The following is a 19,472-nucleotide window of genomic DNA, read 5'->3' as shown; positions in this document are numbered from 1 at the left end:
GATCGTCGAACAGGTACCGCGGGCCCCGCAAGGCGACTACAAGTCGCGTGTAAGTCGAGAGGCGCACAGTGGCCGCAATCAGCCACCACCAGCCTTCAGGAGAAACCCTTGACCAGCCGCCCTTCCGCCCGCACCGATGCCACCGCGCTGACGACCCCCGATCTCACCGGCATGAAGCTCGCCCACCGCGGCATGCTCGACGACACGCGGCGCTTCGCCGACATCCTCGGCCGCATCGCCGGTGGTGAACCGTGTGATGATCGCCGCCGCCGAGCCATCGGCGACTATCTCGACCAGTTGTGCGCGTCCATCGATCATCACCACACCATCGAGGACGAGGTGGTGTGGCCGATCCTCACCGCATCCGCCGGTGCGGCCGTCGACGTCCACGATCTGCAAGATGATCACACCCAGCTCGATGCGCTGCTCGCGACACTGCAGGCTCGCACAGCAGCCTTCACATCCGCGAAAGCCGATCACCGCGACGCAGCGAACGAGCTCGCCGCGACCCTCGGCGACGTTCACCAGCTACTCGGTGAGCACATCACCGACGAAGAAAAGGTCGTGTTCCCGATCGTCGATCGTTATGTGAGCGTGGCCGATTGGGACCGAGTGGAGAAGGCTGCCCGAAGCGGCGCGAGCATGCGGTTCGAGGCGCCGAGGATGATGCGGCACGCAGATGAGCACGAGCTGGCGAAGATGAAGCGCGAGGCGGGACCGGTCATCCGGGCCGTGCTCACACTGCTCGTTCGCAGCTTCGACAAGCGCGAGGCCATCATCGCCGGCCCAGTTCGGTGAGGCCGGCTCGCACTGTGTTCTGCACCTCTACGGCCATTCGACGGTGGGCGGTCGCGGCGGCCGTGTCACCGAGGAAGTCGGCGAGCTCGGCGAGCACCGCGTCCATCGGACCGAATGCGACAGATCCCGAGTTCAGGCCGGCAATCGTGCCCGACCAACGCCGCAGTTCGTCGTAGAGCACGGCCGCGGCCTCGGTCATCTCGAGCCGGACGAGGGCGCGGGCGTGGAAGACCGACATCGCGGTCCAGTAGAAGTCGCGGCTGATCGGAGGCGCGGTGCGGGCGACGTGGCGCGCCTGCTCGACATGACCGGCGTCCAGCAGCGCGACCACGTACACCCAGGAGATCATCTGCGGGGCAACATTGTTGATCGCGGCGAGGGGTTCGGTGAGATGTGCGAGCGAACCACGGAACCACCCGACCACCATCTCGCCGACCAGACCGATCTCCGCCGAGTTGATCGCGCCCGCCGCATGCAGTCGCGCGGTGAGGTCGCGGTACTCGCGCTCTGCCTGGTCGATGTCGCCACCGAGCACCTCTAGAACCGCCGAGAACGCCGACAAGACGACGACGAGTTCGCCCGCGCGCCCGCTGGAGGCCGACCGTAGACCTTGTTGCGCTCGCGCGACGGCGCCGGGCAGGTCGACCCGTGCGGCCCGCGCCAGGAACGAGAAGAAGTGTGCGGCCGCCTGGTAGGCCAGCACTCCCGACTCGTCTGCCACTCGGTCGAATTCGTCGGTGAACACCGGCAGTTCTGCGCTGAGGTCCGGCCCGAGGGCGGTGTACACACGCGCATTCCATGCCGCGCAACGAACTTCGGGGTCCTCGCGCCCGTTCGCGGCCTCCACGGCCTGGGCGGCCAGTTCGATGGCCCGGAGGTCGTCGATGCCCTCGAGTTCGAAGACCAGCGACACCAACAGGTAGACCCGGTCCTCACCGGTGGCGCGACCCAGCGCGTCCGTCATCGCGGCGATCAACTCCGTGTCGGCGATCCGCTGACGGCGTGTCGTCCAGATCACCGGCGCCCGCCAACATGTCAACGCGGCCATGACCAGATCGTCGTCACCCAGTTCTCGGGCTGTCGCGATCGCCTGACCACGGCGCGCGCGGGCCTCACCGGTGTCGTCGCCGCGGAACGCCAGGGCCGTCACCAGGTGGGTCAACGCCACGACGAACGCGGACCGATCGGCCGCGTCGGCGGTCGCCGCGGCATGTCCGGCCATCTCATGCAGACGCACGGCGGACCGCCACAGGTCTGCCGAGTCCGCCTTGAATTCGGTGCCGAACCTCGCGACGGCAGCGACGATCACCAGCTCGAGGGCGCGTTCGACCGTGTCGGGGACGGCGCCGAGAGCCGCGTGGTGTGCCAGCTCGTCCGGATCGACGCCTGGGGTCTGCTCGAGATACAGCACGATCTGCCAGTGCGATCGCCGCTTCCGCAGCGCGGGGATGCTGTCGTACACGGCGTCGCGCACGAGAACGTGGTTGAAGTGCACCGCTTCGATGTCTGCGGTCAGCAATCCGGCGGCGACGGCCGTGTCGATCGCGTCGAGCACGAGTTCCTCGGCGGTGGCGTCGGGATTCCTGTTCCACAGGGTGAGTACGCCATCGATCGGCGCACGGCGCCCGAAGAGCGCGGCCAGGCGCAAGACGGTCGCGACTTCGGCAGGTAGCCGTTCGATCCGCTGCATCAGCACGCTGGTGACGCCACGGGGGATCGCGGCGGCAGCCGCCGCGAATCCGCGGGAGGCGACGAGCTTGGCCAGCTCACGCACGAAGAGCGGGTTGCCGTCGGTCCTCGTGCGCAACAGCTCGAGCAGCGGGGTGTCCACGGATTCCAGTCCCACCGACGCCGCGAGCTCCCGGATACCGTTGTCCGACAGACCCTTCAGCTCGATGTGTTCGGCGGTCACCGCGGCGAGAGATGCCGTGGTCGCGAGCAGGTCCACACCGGCTTCCGATGCCCGGTAGGTGATCACCACGAGCACCGGAGACCGGGCCATCCAGGTCACCAGTTGCCGAAGGACCTGCAGCGTGGCGCCATCGGCGCGGTGTGCGTCGTCGAGCACGAGGACCGTCCCCGGTGCGTCGGAGTGCGAACCGCAGGCTTCCATCACCCGCCGGGCGATGTCGAACGAATTGTCCAATTCCTCGCCCGACGTCAGATCACCGCGAAAGTTCGCCTGCTGCAGGATCTCTCGCCACGCCCAGGCGGTCGGGGCACCGTCGACCTCGGGGCAGTGTCCAATCGCCCCGGCCCAGCCGGCGGCGCCCAGACGGTCGACGAGTGAATCCGCGAACGTGCTCTTGCCGCCGCCGGCCTCCGCGCTCACCCACACGACGCGCAGACCGGTCGCGCTCGCGGTCTCGGCGTGCCCGAGCAGTGTCGCGAGTTCGTTCTCCCGTCCGGCGGGTTCGCGACGACCCGCCGACGCGGTGACGGGCGACACGCTCGGCGGTTTCGGCGTCTCCGGCACCGGCGGTGCGACCGGCGCCGCCAGGGTGGGCGCCTGCTGCAGGATGTCGCGTTCGAGCACTTGGATCGGCGGCCCGGGATCCACTCCGAGTTCGTCGGCGAGGTACGACCGCAGCCGACGCAGCGTCGCCAGGGCGTCTGCCTGCCGCCCCAGTCGGTACTGCGCCAGCGCGAGCAATCGGAAGTACTCTTCGCGGGCCGGTTGGTCGTCGCACTCCGCAGCCAGCACCTGCGCCACCTCCGCCGCGCGTCCGTGGTCGACCGCCAGTGAGGCCCACTGCTCGATCGCCGACCGGCGTACATCGTGGAGTCGGGCGACTTCGGGCTGTGCCCAGCTCTCACCCGAACAGGCGCCGTAGGGATCGCCGCGCCACATCCGCAGCGCGCCATCCAGCTCGCGGAGCCTCGAGGCGGGATCGTCCGCGTCGCCGCCGACGGTGACGACGGCCTCGAATTCCCAGACGTCGACGCTCGGACGGGGTAGCCGTAACGCATAACCCGGTTGCTCACTGACGAGCACGGTCGCCGGAGCGCGGGGCGGGCGAGACGGTTCGATGACGCGTCGCAGATTGGACACCTGCACCTGGAGGCCTGCCAGTGCCTTCGGCGGTGGTTCCCCGTTCCACAGATCGTCGATCAACCGATCCGTGGACACCACCCGACCGCGGCCGGCCACCAAGCGGGCCAAGACCGCCCGTTGCCGGCGCGGGCCCAGGTCGACCACCTCGGAATCGAGTTCGCAGGAGATGGGACCCAGCACCGAGATCCGGAGCGTCGAACCGGCACCATCGGCCGGACGCCCATCCCGAACCCCCATACCCACCCGATCCTCTCGTCGTCGACGTCAGACTATCGCTGCTGCTGGTCTCGCGTGCCGTTCGCGGCGCCCGACTCCTTGCCGGTAAACCCACCCGGCGGAACGTCGACGTGTTCCGCCTCCGGGGTCCGATCCCCGCCCCGCGAACCGACCACGGCCCACCCCCAGAGCGCCATCCACACACTCATGCCGCCGACCTGGATGCGCTGGGCGAGTCCGAGCCGGTAGTCGCCGACCAGGTTGTCCGCCAACAGCATCCAGACCGTGGCGAGCGCGACGATGACGAGCACCGCGTTCCCGACCCACCGGAGGACCGGCCATACGGGACCGTCCGGTGTGGTGCGTACCGCCGAGACGCCGGCGGCGACCATGACGGTGAAGGTGGCGAACACCGCGACCGTACTGGTGAGCGCGTGGATGTGATGCAGTTGCGGGAGCAGTCCGCTCGGTTCGCGCGGGCACCCGGGGTCGACTCCTGGAATGCACTCGATCGGGAGCAGGGCGTCGGCGATGGTCGCCGCGCCGAACACCGCCAATGCGAGAACGGCGGTGGTCGCGGTCCAACCCCGGAACACCGACGTCGCGCCCCCCTCCCGCTGGCCGAGCCTGTCGAGGTCACCAGGTGGCTTCGACTCGGCGCCTCGCTCCGCTCGGTGCCGGCTCAACCAGCGGGGGAAAGGCGGTCCCGGGACGAGCAACAGCAGTGCCGCGACGAGTGCGCAGACCCCGGTGGTCACGTCCCCGACCACGTAGATGTCACGGTGGGGACGGTTCGCGGCGTCCAGCTCGCTGAGGAACGTGCGCATCGGGTCCAGCGAGTCCGCCCACGCGAACTCCAGGACCCACGACGAATAGCACAGGCCCGCAACGGCGATCAGGATGCCCGCGAGCGATCTCCTCACGACGCGGGTGACGACTCCGGTGCGCCGATCGGCCGTCCCTGACGCAGCGGGAGTTCCTTCCAGGTGACCGTTCCGATGATCGCGAGCAGCGCGACGATCGACACCGCCAGGAACACCCGGTCCATCGAGTCGGCGAACCCCTCCTTGATGGGTTGGGCCAGGTCGGCCGGCAGCTTCTCGATGACCGAGGTGTCACTCATGACGCTGTCCGACGATCCGGTTGCGGCGCCGGGATTCTGAGCGGCCGCGATGAGCGAGTGCCCGAATGCGCTGACCTGCGGGTCGCTGCTCTGCGAGGCCTCTACGACCGCGGCCCGGTATTCGGGTTGGGCTGCCGCCGCGACCATCTCGTCCTTGATGTTCGGCCCCATGAAGGAGAACAACAGCGAGAAGAAGACCGCGACACCGAGCGTTCCACCGATCTGACGGAAGAAGGTGGCGGTGCCGGTGGAGAGTCCCATGTCCTTGGGCGGCAGGATGTTCTGCATCGCCAGGGTGATCGGCTGCATCAGGTTGCCGAGCCCGAAGCCGAGGAGCGCGGCCATCAGCATGACCAGGTAGAGCGGCGTCTCGGTGCCCACCAGGTGCAGCAGGAAAGTGCCCGCGGTGATCAGCACGGCGCCGATGATCGTGAAGATCTTGTAGCGTCCGGTGCGCGAGATCAGCTGGCCCGACAGGATCGAACCGGCCATCAGACCGAGCACCATCGGCAGCATCTGGAGGCCGGCGATCATGGGGCTCGATCCGCGGAGGACCTGGAAGTACTGCGGCAGCATCGAGATTCCACCGAACATGACGGCGCCGATGATGACCGAGATGATGATGCCCTGGCTGAACACCCGGTTGGTGAACACGCGCAACGGGATGAGGGCGTCGTCGCCCATGCGGTGCTCGATCCAGATGAACGCGGCGATGCCGGCGACGCCGATCCCGTAGCAGAGGAACGACAGTCCGGAGGTCCATCCCCACTGGCGCCCCTGTTCGGCGACGATGAGCAGCGGAGCCACGGCGACGGCGAGTGCCGTCGCCCCCCAGTAGTCGGTGCGCCCGCCGACGCCCTTCTGCTGGTCGTAGTTGAGCACCTTGTAGACCACGAACAGCGCGACGAGTCCGATCGGCACGTTGACCAGGAACACCCAACGCCAACCGGACACCCAGAGGATCGTCTCCTGGCCGGCGAACAGACCGCCGAGGACCGGGCCGAGGACGCTGGAGGTGCCGAACACGGCGAGGAAGTAGCCCTGGTATTTGGCGCGTTCCCGCGGCGGGACGATGTCGCCGATGGTCGTCAGTGCGAGGGTCATCAAGCCGCCCGCGCCGAGCCCCTGGAAGGCGCGGAACGCGGCGAGTTGATACATCGACGACGCGATCGTGCACAGCAGCGAACCGACGATGAAGATCGAGATCGCCAGCAGGAAGAACGGTTTCCGGCCGTGGAGATCGGACAGCTTGCCGTACAAGGGGGTCACGATCGTCGCGGTGACGAGGTAGGCCGTGGTCACCCAGGCCTGCAGGTCATACCCTTGCAGATCGTCGGCGATGGTCCGGATCGCCGTCGACACGATGGTCTGGTCGAGAGCGGCGAGGAACATGCCCAGCATGAGTCCGGCCAGGATGGTCAGGATCTGACGATGGGTCAGTCCGGCGCCGGCGACCTCCTCGTCGTGGTTCACCGTGTCGGCGGCCGAAGAGTCTGTCACTGTCGTCCTTTCGGGTCATTCGCATCTGTGTCCGGGCTGCGGTCCGGGCACGCCGGGTGCAGGGCTGCGTCGGCGGCATCGACGAACCGCCCGAGAAGTGTCACGAGGGTGTGGAGTTCGTCGTCGGTCCAGTCGGCCATGACATCGGCCATGGCGGCGCGACGCATCTCGCGCATGGCCACGACGCGATCCCGTCCGGCGGCGGTGATGACGAGCATGGTGGCGCGCCCGTCGTCCGGGTCCGCCTCGCGGCGGATCAGGCCGTGCTCCACGAGCTGAGCCACGTGCCGACTCACCGTCGACGGGTCGGCATTCATCGTCTCGGCGAGGTCCCGCGATCGCATCGACCGTCGCGCGAGCGGGAAGAGTGCCTTGAACGCCGCGGCCTCGAACTCGCCCTCACGCGTACGGAACGTCGTGTGGACCGCCCGTTCGCGGATGCGGACGAAGCGCAGAAGGGTCTCGAAGAGGTCGTCGATCGCGTGTTGATCGAGCACTGTCCTCACCGCCTACCCGAGAAGTTTTACTTGCCCTTTGCAATTAGTTGCAGAGCGCAACTAACACCGCTCGCCAGTGTGCGCGCGAACTCGGGAGAATGCAAACAGCGCCGAAGTCTTGCATCGACGGAGACAAAAGACGGTCGCCGACCTGCCAGGTCGGGGGTTGACAGGTCGGCGACTCATCATCGATGTCGCTCGCCGGCCGCTGTGCGTTACAGGGGAGCCGGCACCCGAGCGGGCTGAACCACACCGACGTCATGGGAGTGCGTTGCACCTCGCGGCCCTGAGGCGATGCGTCGTCGGACCCTGCCTGCGGTTAGCCTCGTGGGAGTCAGGAACCGTGACAGGAGCTCTTCGTGTTCGTTGTCGCCCACATCAGCGACCTGCATTTCAACGGGACGCGGTTCAATCGGGCCCGTATCCAGTCGACGTTGAGCTATATCAACGCCCGCGCCGCCGGGATCGACGTCCTGCTGGTCACCGGTGACATCGCCGATGAAGGTGCCGCGAGCGAGTACCGCGAGGCGTACGGGGTGCTCGAGAGTCCGCTGCCGATGCTCATCACCGCCGGCAACCACGATGTCCGGGAACCGTTCAGCGCGGCCCTGATCGGCACCGAGACCTCTGGTCCGATCAATCACGCGCGGACGGTGCGCGGGCGCGACGGCTCCGACGTCCTCTTCCTGATGTGCGACAGCTCGATACCCGGACGCAACGACGGTCGTCTCGACGACGCGACCATCTCCTGGCTGTCGGACCGGCTCACCGCGGCGTCCGTGGCGACACCGGTGTTCATCGCCTTTCACCATCCGCCGGTCGACCTGCTGATGCCGTTCATGGACTCGATCCGCCAGCGTGATGAGGGCCGTCTCGCCGCCCTGGTGGATCAGCACCCGAACATCGTCGCGTTCCTGTGTGGACACGCCCACACCCCGGCGGTGACCACGTTCGCCGACCGCCCGCTGTGCATCGCACCGGGTGTGTCGTCGACACTGAACCTGCCGTTCGAAGGCCGGGAGGTCGTCAACCGCGGTCAGCCGCCGGGGATCGCGTTCCATCTCTACGACGACGAGCGGTTCGTCACCCACTTCCGATCGGTGATGTTCTGACATTCAGGACGGTGCCGGCAATCGGCCGTTGCGCTTCGGCGCTCGGCATCGAAAGGCAGGCGAGCTACATCGTCGGCGACATCGCGCAACCGGTATCGCCACCGGCGGGGCAACGACGCGTCATCTGACGAACCCGCGCAGCAGATCGGCCATCGCCTCCGGCTGGTCTTCCGGGATGAGAGTCCACGAATCGTCGACGACGACCTTGGACGCGTTCGGGAAGAGCTCGACGAGGCGGTCCGCATGCTCAAGGGGCATCATCCGGTCCTCCCTTGCCCAGACCACGAGCACCGGGCGATCGAACCGCCGCATCATGTCCGACAGTTCGAGCAGCCTCCGGCGGGAGGGCGCGCCCGTGGCGAATTTGACCAGATCCCTTCTGATCGATGCGTTTTCGACAGCGGGGCGGAACCACTCGTCGAACAGCGAGTCCGGAATCCCCGACTTCGTCAGCGCGCCATACGCCCGCGTGCTGTGCCGGAAGAATCGAGTGCCCAGCATCCGGGTGAGAATCCACCCGCCGCCGGGCACTCGGCACAACAGCGCCGCGGGGCGCGCCGGCTCGGGAGGATAGTTGTCGAAAGCCGTGCACGATGCCAACACCAACCTCCCAACACGCTTGTCCCGGCCTTGGGAGATCACGAACTGACCACCGCCCCAGTCGTTCAGGACTAGCGTCACGTCATCGAGGTCGAGGGCATCGAGAAAGTCGGCAAGGATCGATGCCACACCCGTCTCGGTGAGGTCCGCGTCGGCGTGCATCGGCTCCGTGTGCGCCCCCATCGGGAGCGTCGGTGTGATGCAACGGAATTCGGGAAGCAGCGGGATCACCTTGCGCCACTGCCGCCCGTCCATCAGCAACCCGTGGCCGAGTACCAGGATCGGCCCGGGACCGCCGGTGTCTTCGTAGGAGATGGAGCCGACCGGCACGTCGACTGTGGGCACGTCGCCTCCTAGATAGATCGTTCTACTTAGAAGCAAGATAAGCTGACATCGGCACGATGCGCAAGGGATGGAGACGTCATGGCAGATTCCGCTACCCGCGACCGGATCTTGAAGGCAGCCGCAGAGCTGTACCGGCGGCAGGGTATGCCGGCCACCGGCATCAAACAGATCTCGGCGGCGGCTGAAGCGCCCTACGGTTCGATCTACCATCACTTCCCCGGCGGCAAGGAAGCGATCAGCGTCGAGGTCATCCGACGCGAAGGGTTGCGCTACGGCGCGTTCGTCGGCGCCCAGCTGGAGACGACCGACCCCCTGACCGGCATCCCGACGCTGTTCGAGAACGCCGGAAAACTGTTGGAGTCGCAGGACTACAGCGAGGCCTGCTCCATCGAGACCATCGCACTGGAGGTGGCGAGTACCAACGAGCGTCTCAGGCTGGAATCCGCCGAGGTTTTCGAGAGCTGGTTGACCGGCCTCGCAACGTGGTTCGGACAACTCGAGATCACCGAGCCGGAGCGTCGACGGCTGGCGTTGATCACCCTGACCGCGCTGGAAGGTGCGTTCGTGTTGTGCCGCACCCTGCGCTCCATCGAACCGATCGTCGTCGCCGGGCACGGCGTGCAGGCGGCCATGCAGGCGGCCGTCGGGTCGTAGCAACAGACCGACGATGCACAGTTGCGCTTCTGCTGCAAGCCGTTGCACCGCAGGGCCAGCACCATGTCACTTCACCGGACTCGGCCGCCCGGTGCGGCGAGATCGGCCCGTCAGGCCGACGATCCCGCCTTCAGGAGCTCTTGGAGGATCCGACCGCCGATTTCCGGGATCAGTCCGGGACCGGTCTCGGGCAGGTTCTGCGGCAGCAGCCCGGGCTCATGGGTCGCCGGGATACGCGCGGTCCGAGTGGCCTCCACACGTATGCCGGTCTGCTGCGCCTTGGCCAGCGGGGTCCGGTACTTCTCCAGGTCCGTCGCGGTGGTGAGAGTCCCGACGACGCGCAAGCCCATGGCACCGAAGTCCGCCGCCCCGCGCCGGATGTGGCTGGGCGACGTGACGAGAACGATGTCCCGGATTCCCTGTGCGCGCAGGATCTCGGCGGTGTTCTGCGCATTGGCCACCGTCGACCCGGACTTGTCCTCGACGAGGATCCGGTCCGCACCGACACCGTTGTCCACGAGCCAGGTCCGCATCGCGGCTGCTTCGGTGATGCCCTTCTTCGGCACCCCTCCGGTGACGACGATCGGCGCGGACGTCGTGAGCTCCGACTGCGCCTTGCCGGCGGACACCCGGTTGACGAGCTCCGGCGCCATCTTCCCGTTCGCAGTGAGCCCGAATCCGAGCACGACGATAGCCACCCGACCGGATACCGGCTTCGGCGTGGTGTCGGGGACGATCTGCGCCGCCGTCGCCACACCCGAGATGATGTTGCGGGCGGTTGTCGCCAGGGACGGGTTCATCATCGACAACCGGTTCAGGGCCGAGCGCCCCGCCACGACGTCGTCGACCTGGTCCGACCAGATCGCCTGGAGTGCAAGCGCGTCGGTATCGGCCGGCGCCACCGCGAGGACCTGCTGCAGGAGTTCGAGTCCGCCCGCGACATCACCTCCGGCGAACTTCGACTGCGCGCTGTTGTACAGGCCGGCCGGGTCCATCGCGGAGGCCGTCGTCACAACCGAGGCGTCCGGTCCGGGCAACGTCCCGACCGCCACCCCGCCGAGGGCGGCGACCGCGATCGTCGCTGCCGCCGCCAGTTTCCTGCGCTTCACTCTGGTCACACCAGTCACTCGCGTAACGGTACGAGAGGTGCACAACGACCCCGCACCCGTCCGATCCCAGATCGGTAACGGGTGCGGGGCCGGGCAGCGGCGAAGCTCAGCGCTTCAGGCCGGCCACCTTCAGCAACTCGGGGCGGCGCAGGACCAGACCGATCCACATCAGCACGCCGAGGTAGACCGCGAACAGGACCGTGTCGAACAGCGGTGCCTCGATTCGCATGTTGGCGGTGACCGCGCCTCCGAGGTAAGCCGTGATCCCCAGGGCGCCGAGGACTGCGGTGCGCGGGATGGCGAACACGACGAGACAGACCAGCAGGACGATACCCATGACAAGCGCCTGGTCGATCGGGAAACCGAGTTTCGCCATGGAATCGACCACCTCCTGCGGACGCGTCAGCTTGATCACGATGTCGAAGACCAAGAAGGCGCCGATCAGCACACTGATGACGATTCCCGTTGTGCGACGCCAGTTCCGTCGGACGGGTTGCGGATCGGCGGCGGCCGTGGCCGCCGGGTCGGCGGTGCCTGCGGTGACGGTGTTGCGGCTCATGATGTTCTCCTGGCGAGTGATGCGAGTATGTTGTGCAGGGATAGACACCCGTACTCGCCAGAACTCATCGCCGAACCGGCCCGGAGCCGTCTATCTCGACGACGATCGACGACTACGCCGCCGACCTGGCTGGGTCGGCGCGATAGGACCTGCTTTCCTTCCACTCCCAGACGGCGTAGAGCACCTCGGTGGTGTAACCGAGGTCCATCCGACCCCCACCGATCGGGACCGTCGCGTCGATACCTATCGCAGGGTTCGGTTGCCACCCACTCGGTTTCGACGTCAGCGGCGCCACCTCGATCTCGGCGCCGTCCGGGCGTTGAAACGTGAACCGCTGCAACCCATGCGCGATGATCGCAAACTCGCCCCGATGCAACGCCCGATGACACGACCCACACAACAAGATCAGATTGTCCGGATCCGTCCGCCCACCCGCCGACCAGAACACCACATGATGGGCATGCAGATGACGCGTCCGCCCACACCCCGGCACCTGACAACACCGATCCCGCACGAACAACGCCCGCACCAACGCCTTGTTCGGCGTCCGCCTCCGACGACCCACCCCCAACAACGCCAACTTCCCCGGCCGCCCGGGAACCCTACGGCTCACCACCTCCCGCGTCGACGCCCCACACCGAGCTTCGTCCACCTCAGCCTCCGACAACGCCGGACCATCATCGAGATGAGCCGACTCCACCCCCTCACCGGCATGAATCAGGATCTCCGCACCCGGCGCGAGGCCGGGCATCGAAATCCCGTCATGCACCATGTCGGCCATCGCCACCACCGCCGGCGCCACATTCAACGGCACCTGCCGCCACAGATCCCGACGCCGAGACGGAACCACCTCCGAATCCGGCACCGAACCCTCGGCTACCGAACCTGATTCAGTGTTCCGCGGAACACTCTCCACCGTAGGTAGATCCGGGTCATCGCAGGTCCGGGTGCGTTCGTATTCCGCCCGCACCGACCCAGCGAGGAACCGCGCACCATCCAACGGACTCAACCGCAACGACACCGACAACGACCCGTCATCGTTCCACTTCCACCGACCCGACGACTCCACCGGCGGCCGGCTTTCCTCCTCGACACCACGGTTACGGTCGATCCGGGCCATCGCCCGCACCGCCCGATCCAACTGACTCGCCGTGCACGACAACGCCAGATTCACCAACTCCTGCTCCCGCTCCGGCGTAGCCACCCGTGTCAGGGCGCGGACCTTCGAATACGACAGCCGACCTTCGCGAAACGCCGTGCGGATCATCGGCAATTCCCGTAGCGCCTTGGCGACCCTCAACTGCTCATGCGCCGTTCGCGGTGCAATGCCGGCCTTCCACGACAACCAGTGCGCCAGCGAGTGAATCCCCGGCCCCCGCCACGACTCCCGCTCATCCAGTTCCGCTATCAGGTCAAGGAAGTTCGCTGTCAGCGCCGTGATCTGAGCCGCATACCCCAGCACCCGCGCCTCGAGAACCTCATCCGACAACGACGCCGGATCCGCACCATCGAACATCGACGACACATCCCCAGCAGAACGAAAAGCACTGACCCCCACAGCAACCCCCTGAACCGATCGAGAAGTACAGCAACAAGGTATCGTCCGGCACCGACAATTTCACGGGACTCAACCTGAGGTCGAGAGTGTTCCGCGGAACACTCTCGAGTCACCTCATCAACCGCGCCACCTGCCGTCGCGCCCAGCTCCTACCGCCCCCGTTTCGGACCACCGATCACGAACGCGCGACGAGCCTCACGAGCGGATACTCGCGCGAGGACTTCTTCTGGTACTTGGCGTATCGGGGTTGCGCCTCGACAACCCGCTTCCACGCCGTGCTGCGTTCGTCCGCGCCGAGGACGACCGGCGTCACCGGCACCGGGGCCTCCCCGTGCCGCTCGACCGACACGCCATCAGGATGCGCGGTCAGGTTGGCGAACCAGTCCGGATTCCGCTTGCCGCCACCCGATGCGACGACCAGACAGTCGTCGCCGTCGGGGAACCAGCTGAGTGGTGTCTCACGCACGAGACCCGACCGCCGACCGGTCGTGCGCAGGATGAGCATCTCCATGCCCCACATCGATCCGGACTTCTTGCGGATGCGGGCGACGGTGCGCTCGTTGGTCCTTCGCTGATACCAGAGCGACAGGGACCGAAGTGACAGAGACATGTTTTCCTCCGTTGAGATCAGGCAATGCGCCGACAGTACGGCGTCGACGCGGCCGGCGGCTTCTCGATTCCTGACCGGTCGTCATCTCGACGAGAGTCACCGGATGAGTCCGGCAGCTACTCCTTCCAGGATCTGTTCGAGAATCGACTCCGAGGTGGCGAAGTTGATCCGCACGTACTCCGCACTCGATTCACCGAATCCGCGGCCGCCGTCGACGAGAACGCGACCGCGGCGACGAATCGTGTCCACCGGATCGTCGAGCCCATACGCCGAAACGTCCACCCAGCTCAGGTATGTGGCTTCGGGAAGGTGATGCACGGCCTCGGGAACTTCGCCGAGAAGGAATTCGTGTACCCGCTTCCGGTTACGATCCAGCACACGGATGAGGTCGGAGTGCCAGTCCGATGCCTTCTCCCACGCCGCGACATGCCCGACCACCCCCGGCACCGACACCGTCCCGTAGAGATCCGGCGGCTCCGCGTCGCGGCGGCCCAAGAGCTCCGACGACCCGTAGTGGACGACTGCGCAGCGCAACCCGGCCAGGTTGAATGCCTTGCCCGCCGAGGTGATCGTCACCGTCCGCGCGGCCACCTCATCGCCGAGCGATCCGAAGGGAATGTGGCCGTGCGGATGATACACAAGGTCTGCGTGGATCTCATCACTGATGACCAGGAGGTCGAACCTCTCCGCCAGTTCCGCGATTCGGGTAAGTTCCGCCCGGGAGTGCACCCGACCGGTGGGGTTGTGCGGATTCACGAGAACGAGCACGTTCGGCCGTCGACGCTCGAGCGCCCGCTCGAACTCGTCGAAGTCCAGACACCATCCCGACGACGTTCGGCGGAAAGGCACGTCGACAGTCTGCAGTCCCATCCTCGCCAGCGTCGCGAGGAAGGGAGGATAGTTCGGAGTCTGGATCGCCACCGCGTCGCCCGGACCGGCACTCAGCCTGAGGAGCAACTGCAATGCCTGGATGAGGTCGGTCTGCTCGCGCACCCGCGCGGGGTCGACGACCCATCCGTATCGGTCGGCCATTCGCCGGGCGAACGCATTACGGAGTGGTGTGCCACCCAACCAGTCGGGGTATCCGAGATCCCCCTTCTCGATCGACTCGACGAGCGCGTCGCGAATCGGCGGTGCGATGGGGAAGTCCATGTCGGCGACCCATGCCGGAATAGTTCCGTCGGCGCTCGCACGAGACCATTTGACGCCCGGCCGCCGGCGGAGTCGACTGACTTCGAGGTCATCGAAACCTGGATGCGCCGAACGAGTCCGGCTGCTCATGGGCATGGCCGATCACCGCCGACCTGCGGCCAGGGCCGTCAGCGCGTCGCGAGACAGTTCGATCTGTCCGTGATGCTGAGCGAGTTCCTCCAGCACGTGCAGGAGCACACCGATCGGCGACAGTGGACGATCCGGACCCTCGTAGTCGCTCGGCGGGGTGTTCCGCAGCGGCGCATCAGGATCGAAGCCTGCAAGGTCACCGTTCAGTCGGCCCTCCAGTGCGGCGATCCGCCGTCGGAGGTCGTCGATCGATCCGCTTGCCGTGAACTCGGCCGTTCGGTTGCGATCACTGGGTCGGCCGGCGATGAGGTGCCCGATCCAGTACTCGGCGACCTCGGTGCAGTGGAATGCGATGGCCCACGGCGGGTTCGCCCCGGAAAGGGGCGGTGCCTGATTGGCCTGGTCGTCGCCGATCTCGCCGAGCGCGTCGAGCATCCCCGCGAAGGCGCGATGCACGAAGTACAGGTATTCCTCGGTGTTCATCTGATGACTTTCTGTGATTCGTGTGGTGAGGATCAGTCGATCTGCTCGAGTACGGCGTTCTTCGTCTCGGGCAGCATTGTCAGGACGACGCCCGCGCCGATGGCGAAAAGCACGGCGCTGGTCGTGAATACGAGTCCGGTTCCGCCGAAGCCGAGCAGTGCCGGGACGGCGAGCGGACCGAACACGGAGCCGAGGCGACCCATTGCCGTGGCTGATCCGACGCCGGTGCCTCGGCTGTTGGTGGCGAACAGCTCCGGCGTGTAGGCGAAAATGGAGGAGAACATGCCGAAGAAGAAGAACTGCAGGAAGGAGCCGGCAACGATGAGCTCGACGGTTTCCGAGCTCTGGCCGTAGAAGAAGGCGGCGATTCCGGAACCTACGGTGTATCCCGCCAGGCAGTATCGACGCCCGAGACGCTCGATGAGATAGGCGGCGGACAGGAACCCGGGAATTCCCCAGAGCGCCATGGCCAGAACGAATCCGATGCTCTTCGCGACATCCAGACCGCTGTCGGTGAGGAGCTTACCGATCCACGTGGTCAACCCGTAGTAACCGGTCATCAGGCAGAACCACACCGCCCACACGGTCAAGGTGCGTGCTCGGTTGCGGACGTCGAGAAGCGCTCGCAACCCGCCACGCGCCGTGCCGGGTCCGGCGTCCGGAATCGGCGTGTAGTCGGGAAGTGGTTCGGCGGTGGCCTTCTGCACCCGCTGCTCGAAGGCGCTGAGCGTTCGTTCGGCGTCCGCCTCATGACCCCTGGCGATCTGCCACCGCGGTGACTCAGGCAAGTTCCTGCGGACGATCAACGCGATCACGGCGAGCCCGGCCTGCATGAGAAAGAAGCCCCGCCAGCCGAATTGCGAGGCGACCAGGAGATAGGAGAGCGCGCCGGCAGAGATGAATCCGAGCGGCCACGCCCCCTCCAGCAGGGCCGCATACCGGCCACGTTTCGACGACGGCATGAATTCGGCGAGAATTGCTGCAGCGACCGGGAATTCAGCACCCATACCGATTCCCAGCACGAACCGGAAGGCCAGCATCGATTCGTACGACCAAGCGAACGAGAGGCCGACGCTGGCGAGCCCCCAGATCACGATGCTGTACTTGAAGACACGCAGGCGACCGAACCGGTCGGCCAGCGCACCTGCACCGATGGCACCGAAGAACATCCCGGCGAAACTCGCACTCCCCAGTACGCCGGTCTGCGCCGGGCTGAGATCGAAGTGGTCGCTGATGGGTGAGAGCAAGAAGGTCATCGCCCCCAGGTCGATGGAATCAAAGAACCACGCAGTTGCGATGACCAGGAACAGGTTTCGCTGCACGGGCGACCAGGGCAGTCGCTCCAGGCGACCGGCGACTTCGGCTGGGGTGAGGGTCGTGGGCGCGGTCGTCGAGGCCGCGAGTGGTGGTTTCGTCAATGGATTTCGGTCTCTCTCGACAGAAGGAGACGGCGCAGCGGCGCACCGTAGATGACTTCCCGGGACTCCGTCACCGGCTTAACCGGTTACGGATTGCACCGAGTGTGTACCTTCGATTCGTCACCTGTCAAGGGGGTTACTCAAATTCGGATACGCGGCACTACCAGGTATTTCCGTCGTTTCAGAGCCGTCATGACGCCGTAACACGGATGCGCGGCCACCCGCGCCCGACGACCGTCCGGGGCGCAGAATCGTGAAGACCCGGCACCGGCGATGATCGACCGAGTAACGGGAGAACTTCCTCGCGGAGAGGATTCAGGTGGAGAGTTCCTTGTGGCGGCGTCGATAATCCGCCGCCTTCTTGCGATTGCCGCATTCGGCCATGCCACACCACCGCCGTGAGCCACCGCGCGACACGTCGACGAACAACCGGGTGCAGTCAGGGTTCGAGCACTCGCGCATCTTGGCGAGGTCGGGCGATCCGAGCAACTCGATGGCGTCCCGCGCGAGCAGACTCAATCCATTTCGAGGCGTCCCTGTCACTTTCGCCATTCCGTCGACGTTCAGCGTGACAGTGGGCAGAGGCGTGGCGGCAGCAGAATTGAGCACGGCAGCGGACTCGGGATCGAAGTTCATCCCGCCGGCGGACGTGTCGTTGCCGGAGCCGAGGCAACCGACCACGACGTCGTAGATCGCCTCACGAACCCGTCGGGCGTACTCGACGTCCACGGTGTCCGGATCGTCCACCAGATCGAAGAGTCCCGCTTCGAAGAACCACCGGGACAGGTCACCAGCGTCGCCGAGGAGTTCGGTACGCATGCTTCGACGCCACAGCATCGTGCCCGCGAAATCGAGGCTCGACCGTCCGCTGACGAACACAAAACCCGACACATAACCATCTTGACAGGTGACGGCTCTCGATTCAACGTATCGAGATGTTTCCCCGCCGAGAAACAGCCGAGGCCCCCGCAACCAGAACGGTTGCCGGGGCCTCAGGAGAAACGTGAAAACGCTAGAGCGCCTTGAGTTCCTCGATGACGCTGTCGACGCTCTTCTTGGCGTCGCCGAAGAGCATGCTGGTGCCGTCGGCGAAGAACAGCGGGTTCTCGATGCCGGCGTAACCCGAACTCATCGACCGCTTGAGCACGATGGTCGATCGCGCCTCGTCGACGTTGAGGATCGGCATCCCGTGGATCGGGCTACTCGGATCGTTGCGCGCCGCGGGGTTGGTGACGTCGTTGGCGCCGATGACGATGGCGACGTCGGTCCGGCTGAACTCGCCGTTGATGTCGTCCATCTCCTTCATCGAGTCGTACTCGACGTCGGCCTCGGCCAGCAGCACGTTCATGTGACCGGGCATGCGACCGGCGACCGGGTGGATCGCGTACTTGACCTCGACGCCCTTGGCCTCCAACAGCTTCGCCATCTCCTTGACCGCATGCTGGGCCTGCGCCACGGCCAGACCGTAACCCGGGACGACGATGACCTGGTTGGCGTACGCCATCTGGATCGCGGCGTCGGCAGCCGAGGTCGCCTTGACCGTGCCGCCGGCCGCACCCGGGCCGCCCGCGGCAGCAGCATCGCCGCCACCGAACGAACCGAACACGATCGCCGGGATCGACCGGTTCATCGCCTTGGCCATGAGGTTGGTCAGGATCGAACCCGACGCGCCGACGATCATGCCGGCCACGATCAACGCCGTGTTGTCCAGCGCGATACCCGCGGCCGCAGCCGACAGACCGGTCATCGCATTGAGCAGTGAGATGACCACCGGCATGTCCGCACCACCGATGGGGAACACCACGAACAGACCCATCACGCCCGCGGCGACCAGGACCCCGACCATCCACCAGACACTCGCGCCGCCACCGTTGGAGGCGTCGACACCGAGGTAGATCGCCAGCCCCAGCGCCACGATCAGCAGCACGATGTTGGCGGCCTGGAACAGCTTCGCGTTGGAGACGAAGGTCTTCTCCAGCCCCTTGGGCATGATCTCCTGCAGCTTCGCGAAGGCCACCAGCGATCCCCAGAACGAGACCGACCCGATGATCGCGGCGATCAGCGAACCAATCACCAGCGGCGACGCCGGTTCGACGTTGTGGAACGACGAGAACCCGGAGGTCTCGATGAACTCGGCCCACGCGATGAGCGCGACGGTGCCGCCGCCGACACCGTTGAACAGTGCCACCAGCTGCGGCATGGCCGTCATCTTGGTCTTGAGTGCCGGCGGGATACCCAGCGCCACACCGAGAACCAGACCGACGACGATGAGCACCCAGTTGATCGTGGGCACGCCCTCGGTCGAGTGCCCGTCGGAACCGACCGCCCCCTCGTTCCACACGTAGAGCAGGGTGGCGGCGACCGCCAGACCCATACCCACGGCGGCGATCCAGTTGCCACGCACCGCGGTCTTGGGCCCGGTCAGACCCATCAGGCCGTAGATGAACAGGGAGAACGAAACGATGTAGAGCGCGGTCACCAGGTAGCCGACGCCCTCACTCGGGGTATGCGCACCCGCCGCGAGTACCAGCTGTGACACAGAAGTCTCTGGGGA

Annotated in this window: 17 protein-coding genes; 3 read left to right on the top strand and 14 right to left on the bottom strand. The window is 66.3% G+C overall.

Annotated elements, in window-relative coordinates; genetic code table 11:
* The first annotated feature begins 108 nt into the window (after window positions 1-108).
* On the top strand, window positions 109-798 hold the full coding sequence (locus A9310_RS08965; protein WP_065630278.1) for a hemerythrin domain-containing protein: 690 nt from the start codon (window positions 109-111) through the stop codon (window positions 796-798).
* Here A9310_RS08965 and A9310_RS08960 read toward each other — a convergent pair.
* From A9310_RS08960 to A9310_RS08945, 4 genes are read right to left on the bottom strand one after another with little or no spacing between them, the layout of a single operon-like run.
* Window positions 776-4,090, bottom strand: a complete 3,315-nt coding sequence (locus A9310_RS08960) for a BTAD domain-containing putative transcriptional regulator (protein WP_065630277.1) — start codon at window positions 4,088-4,090, stop codon at window positions 776-778. The two genes, A9310_RS08965 and A9310_RS08960, sit on opposite strands and share 23 nt — an antisense overlap.
* A gap of 32 nt (window positions 4,091-4,122) precedes the next feature.
* Window positions 4,123-4,992, bottom strand: a complete 870-nt coding sequence (locus A9310_RS08955; protein ID WP_083207318.1) for a DUF998 domain-containing protein — start codon at window positions 4,990-4,992, stop codon at window positions 4,123-4,125.
* On the bottom strand, window positions 4,989-6,692 hold the full coding sequence (locus tag A9310_RS08950; protein ID WP_065630276.1) for an MDR family MFS transporter: 1,704 nt from the start codon (window positions 6,690-6,692) through the stop codon (window positions 4,989-4,991). The genes A9310_RS08955 and A9310_RS08950 overlap by 4 nt, the downstream gene beginning before the upstream one ends.
* Window positions 6,689-7,189 (bottom strand): MarR family winged helix-turn-helix transcriptional regulator, encoded by a 501-nt coding sequence (locus tag A9310_RS08945; protein ID WP_058252302.1) that lies wholly within the window; start codon window positions 7,187-7,189, stop codon window positions 6,689-6,691. The genes A9310_RS08950 and A9310_RS08945 overlap by 4 nt, the downstream gene beginning before the upstream one ends.
* Before the next feature lie 359 nt (window positions 7,190-7,548).
* Here A9310_RS08945 and A9310_RS08940 point away from each other — a divergent pair, with 359 nt between their 5' ends.
* Entirely contained in the window at window positions 7,549-8,301 is a 753-nt protein-coding gene (locus tag A9310_RS08940; RefSeq protein ID WP_065630275.1) for a metallophosphoesterase, read from the top strand.
* A 120-nt stretch (window positions 8,302-8,421) separates the two neighbouring features.
* On the opposite strand, the gene A9310_RS08935 is transcribed toward A9310_RS08940, so the two are convergent.
* Complete coding sequence (locus A9310_RS08935; protein ID WP_065630274.1) at window positions 8,422-9,246, bottom strand: alpha/beta fold hydrolase; 825 nt, start codon at window positions 9,244-9,246, stop codon at window positions 8,422-8,424.
* A gap of 78 nt (window positions 9,247-9,324) precedes the next feature.
* Between A9310_RS08935 and A9310_RS08930 the strand changes: the two genes are divergently transcribed.
* The gene (locus A9310_RS08930; RefSeq protein ID WP_065630273.1) at window positions 9,325-9,900 is read left to right on the top strand and encodes a TetR/AcrR family transcriptional regulator; all 576 of its coding nucleotides are present in this window, start codon (window positions 9,325-9,327) and stop codon (window positions 9,898-9,900) included.
* Window positions 9,901-10,010: 110 nt separating this feature from the next.
* Here the strand turns inward: A9310_RS08930 and A9310_RS08925 are convergent, their stop codons facing one another.
* From A9310_RS08925 to A9310_RS08885, 9 genes are all read right to left on the bottom strand, one after another.
* On the bottom strand, window positions 10,011-11,018 hold the full coding sequence (locus A9310_RS08925) for a YdcF family protein (RefSeq protein WP_065630272.1): 1,008 nt from the start codon (window positions 11,016-11,018) through the stop codon (window positions 10,011-10,013).
* Between the two features lie 97 nt (window positions 11,019-11,115).
* Window positions 11,116-11,568, bottom strand: a complete 453-nt coding sequence (locus A9310_RS08920; protein WP_065630271.1) for a DoxX family protein — start codon at window positions 11,566-11,568, stop codon at window positions 11,116-11,118.
* A 112-nt stretch (window positions 11,569-11,680) separates the two neighbouring features.
* Complete coding sequence (locus tag A9310_RS08915; protein WP_065630429.1) at window positions 11,681-13,084, bottom strand: HNH endonuclease signature motif containing protein; 1,404 nt, start codon at window positions 13,082-13,084, stop codon at window positions 11,681-11,683.
* Window positions 13,085-13,301: 217 nt separating this feature from the next.
* Window positions 13,302-13,736: a nitroreductase family deazaflavin-dependent oxidoreductase gene (locus A9310_RS08910; RefSeq protein ID WP_065630270.1), complete on the bottom strand. Its 435-nt coding sequence runs from the start codon at window positions 13,734-13,736 to the stop codon at window positions 13,302-13,304.
* Window positions 13,737-13,832: 96 nt separating this feature from the next.
* Window positions 13,833-15,023 carry a MalY/PatB family protein gene (locus A9310_RS08905; protein ID WP_083207317.1) on the bottom strand — a complete coding sequence of 397 codons (1,191 nt, stop codon included), beginning with the start codon at window positions 15,021-15,023 and terminating at the stop codon, window positions 13,833-13,835.
* A 6-nt stretch (window positions 15,024-15,029) separates the two neighbouring features.
* Entirely contained in the window at window positions 15,030-15,500 is a 471-nt protein-coding gene (locus A9310_RS08900) for a DinB family protein (RefSeq protein WP_065630268.1), read from the bottom strand.
* Window positions 15,501-15,532: 32 nt separating this feature from the next.
* On the bottom strand, window positions 15,533-16,918 hold the full coding sequence (locus A9310_RS08895) for an MFS transporter (RefSeq protein ID WP_065630267.1): 1,386 nt from the start codon (window positions 16,916-16,918) through the stop codon (window positions 15,533-15,535).
* Between the two features lie 315 nt (window positions 16,919-17,233).
* On the bottom strand, window positions 17,234-17,809 hold the full coding sequence (locus tag A9310_RS08890) for an ABATE domain-containing protein (protein ID WP_083207316.1): 576 nt from the start codon (window positions 17,807-17,809) through the stop codon (window positions 17,234-17,236).
* 121 nt (window positions 17,810-17,930) lie between these two features.
* Complete coding sequence (locus A9310_RS08885; protein ID WP_065630266.1) at window positions 17,931-19,457, bottom strand: NAD(P)(+) transhydrogenase (Re/Si-specific) subunit beta; 1,527 nt, start codon at window positions 19,455-19,457, stop codon at window positions 17,931-17,933.
* Window positions 19,458-19,472: the final 15 nt, after the last annotated feature.

It is taken from the genome of Gordonia sp. UCD-TK1 (genome assembly GCF_001691435.1).
Lineage (GTDB): Bacteria > Actinomycetota > Actinomycetes > Mycobacteriales > Mycobacteriaceae > Gordonia > Gordonia hongkongensis.
This window is presented reverse-complemented; position numbering and strand designations above follow the sequence as displayed.

Excerpts from the sequence above, each read along its gene's own strand:
- A9310_RS08960 (WP_065630277.1), bottom strand. The coding sequence starts at position 4,090 with ATGGGGGTTCGGGATGGGCGTCCGGCCGATGGTGCCGGTTCGACGCTC.
- A9310_RS08930 (WP_065630273.1), top strand. The coding sequence starts at position 9,325 with ATGGCAGATTCCGCTACCCGCGACCGGATCTTGAAGGCAGCCGCAGAG.
- A9310_RS08920 (WP_065630271.1), bottom strand. The coding sequence starts at position 11,568 with ATGAGCCGCAACACCGTCACCGCAGGCACCGCCGACCCGGCGGCCACG.
- A9310_RS08915 (WP_065630429.1), bottom strand. The coding sequence starts at position 13,084 with ATGTTCGATGGTGCGGATCCGGCGTCGTTGTCGGATGAGGTTCTCGAG.
- A9310_RS08910 (WP_065630270.1), bottom strand. The coding sequence starts at position 13,736 with ATGTCTCTGTCACTTCGGTCCCTGTCGCTCTGGTATCAGCGAAGGACC.
- A9310_RS08905 (WP_083207317.1), bottom strand. The coding sequence starts at position 15,023 with ATGCCCATGAGCAGCCGGACTCGTTCGGCGCATCCAGGTTTCGATGAC.
- A9310_RS08900 (WP_065630268.1), bottom strand. The coding sequence starts at position 15,500 with ATGAACACCGAGGAATACCTGTACTTCGTGCATCGCGCCTTCGCGGGG.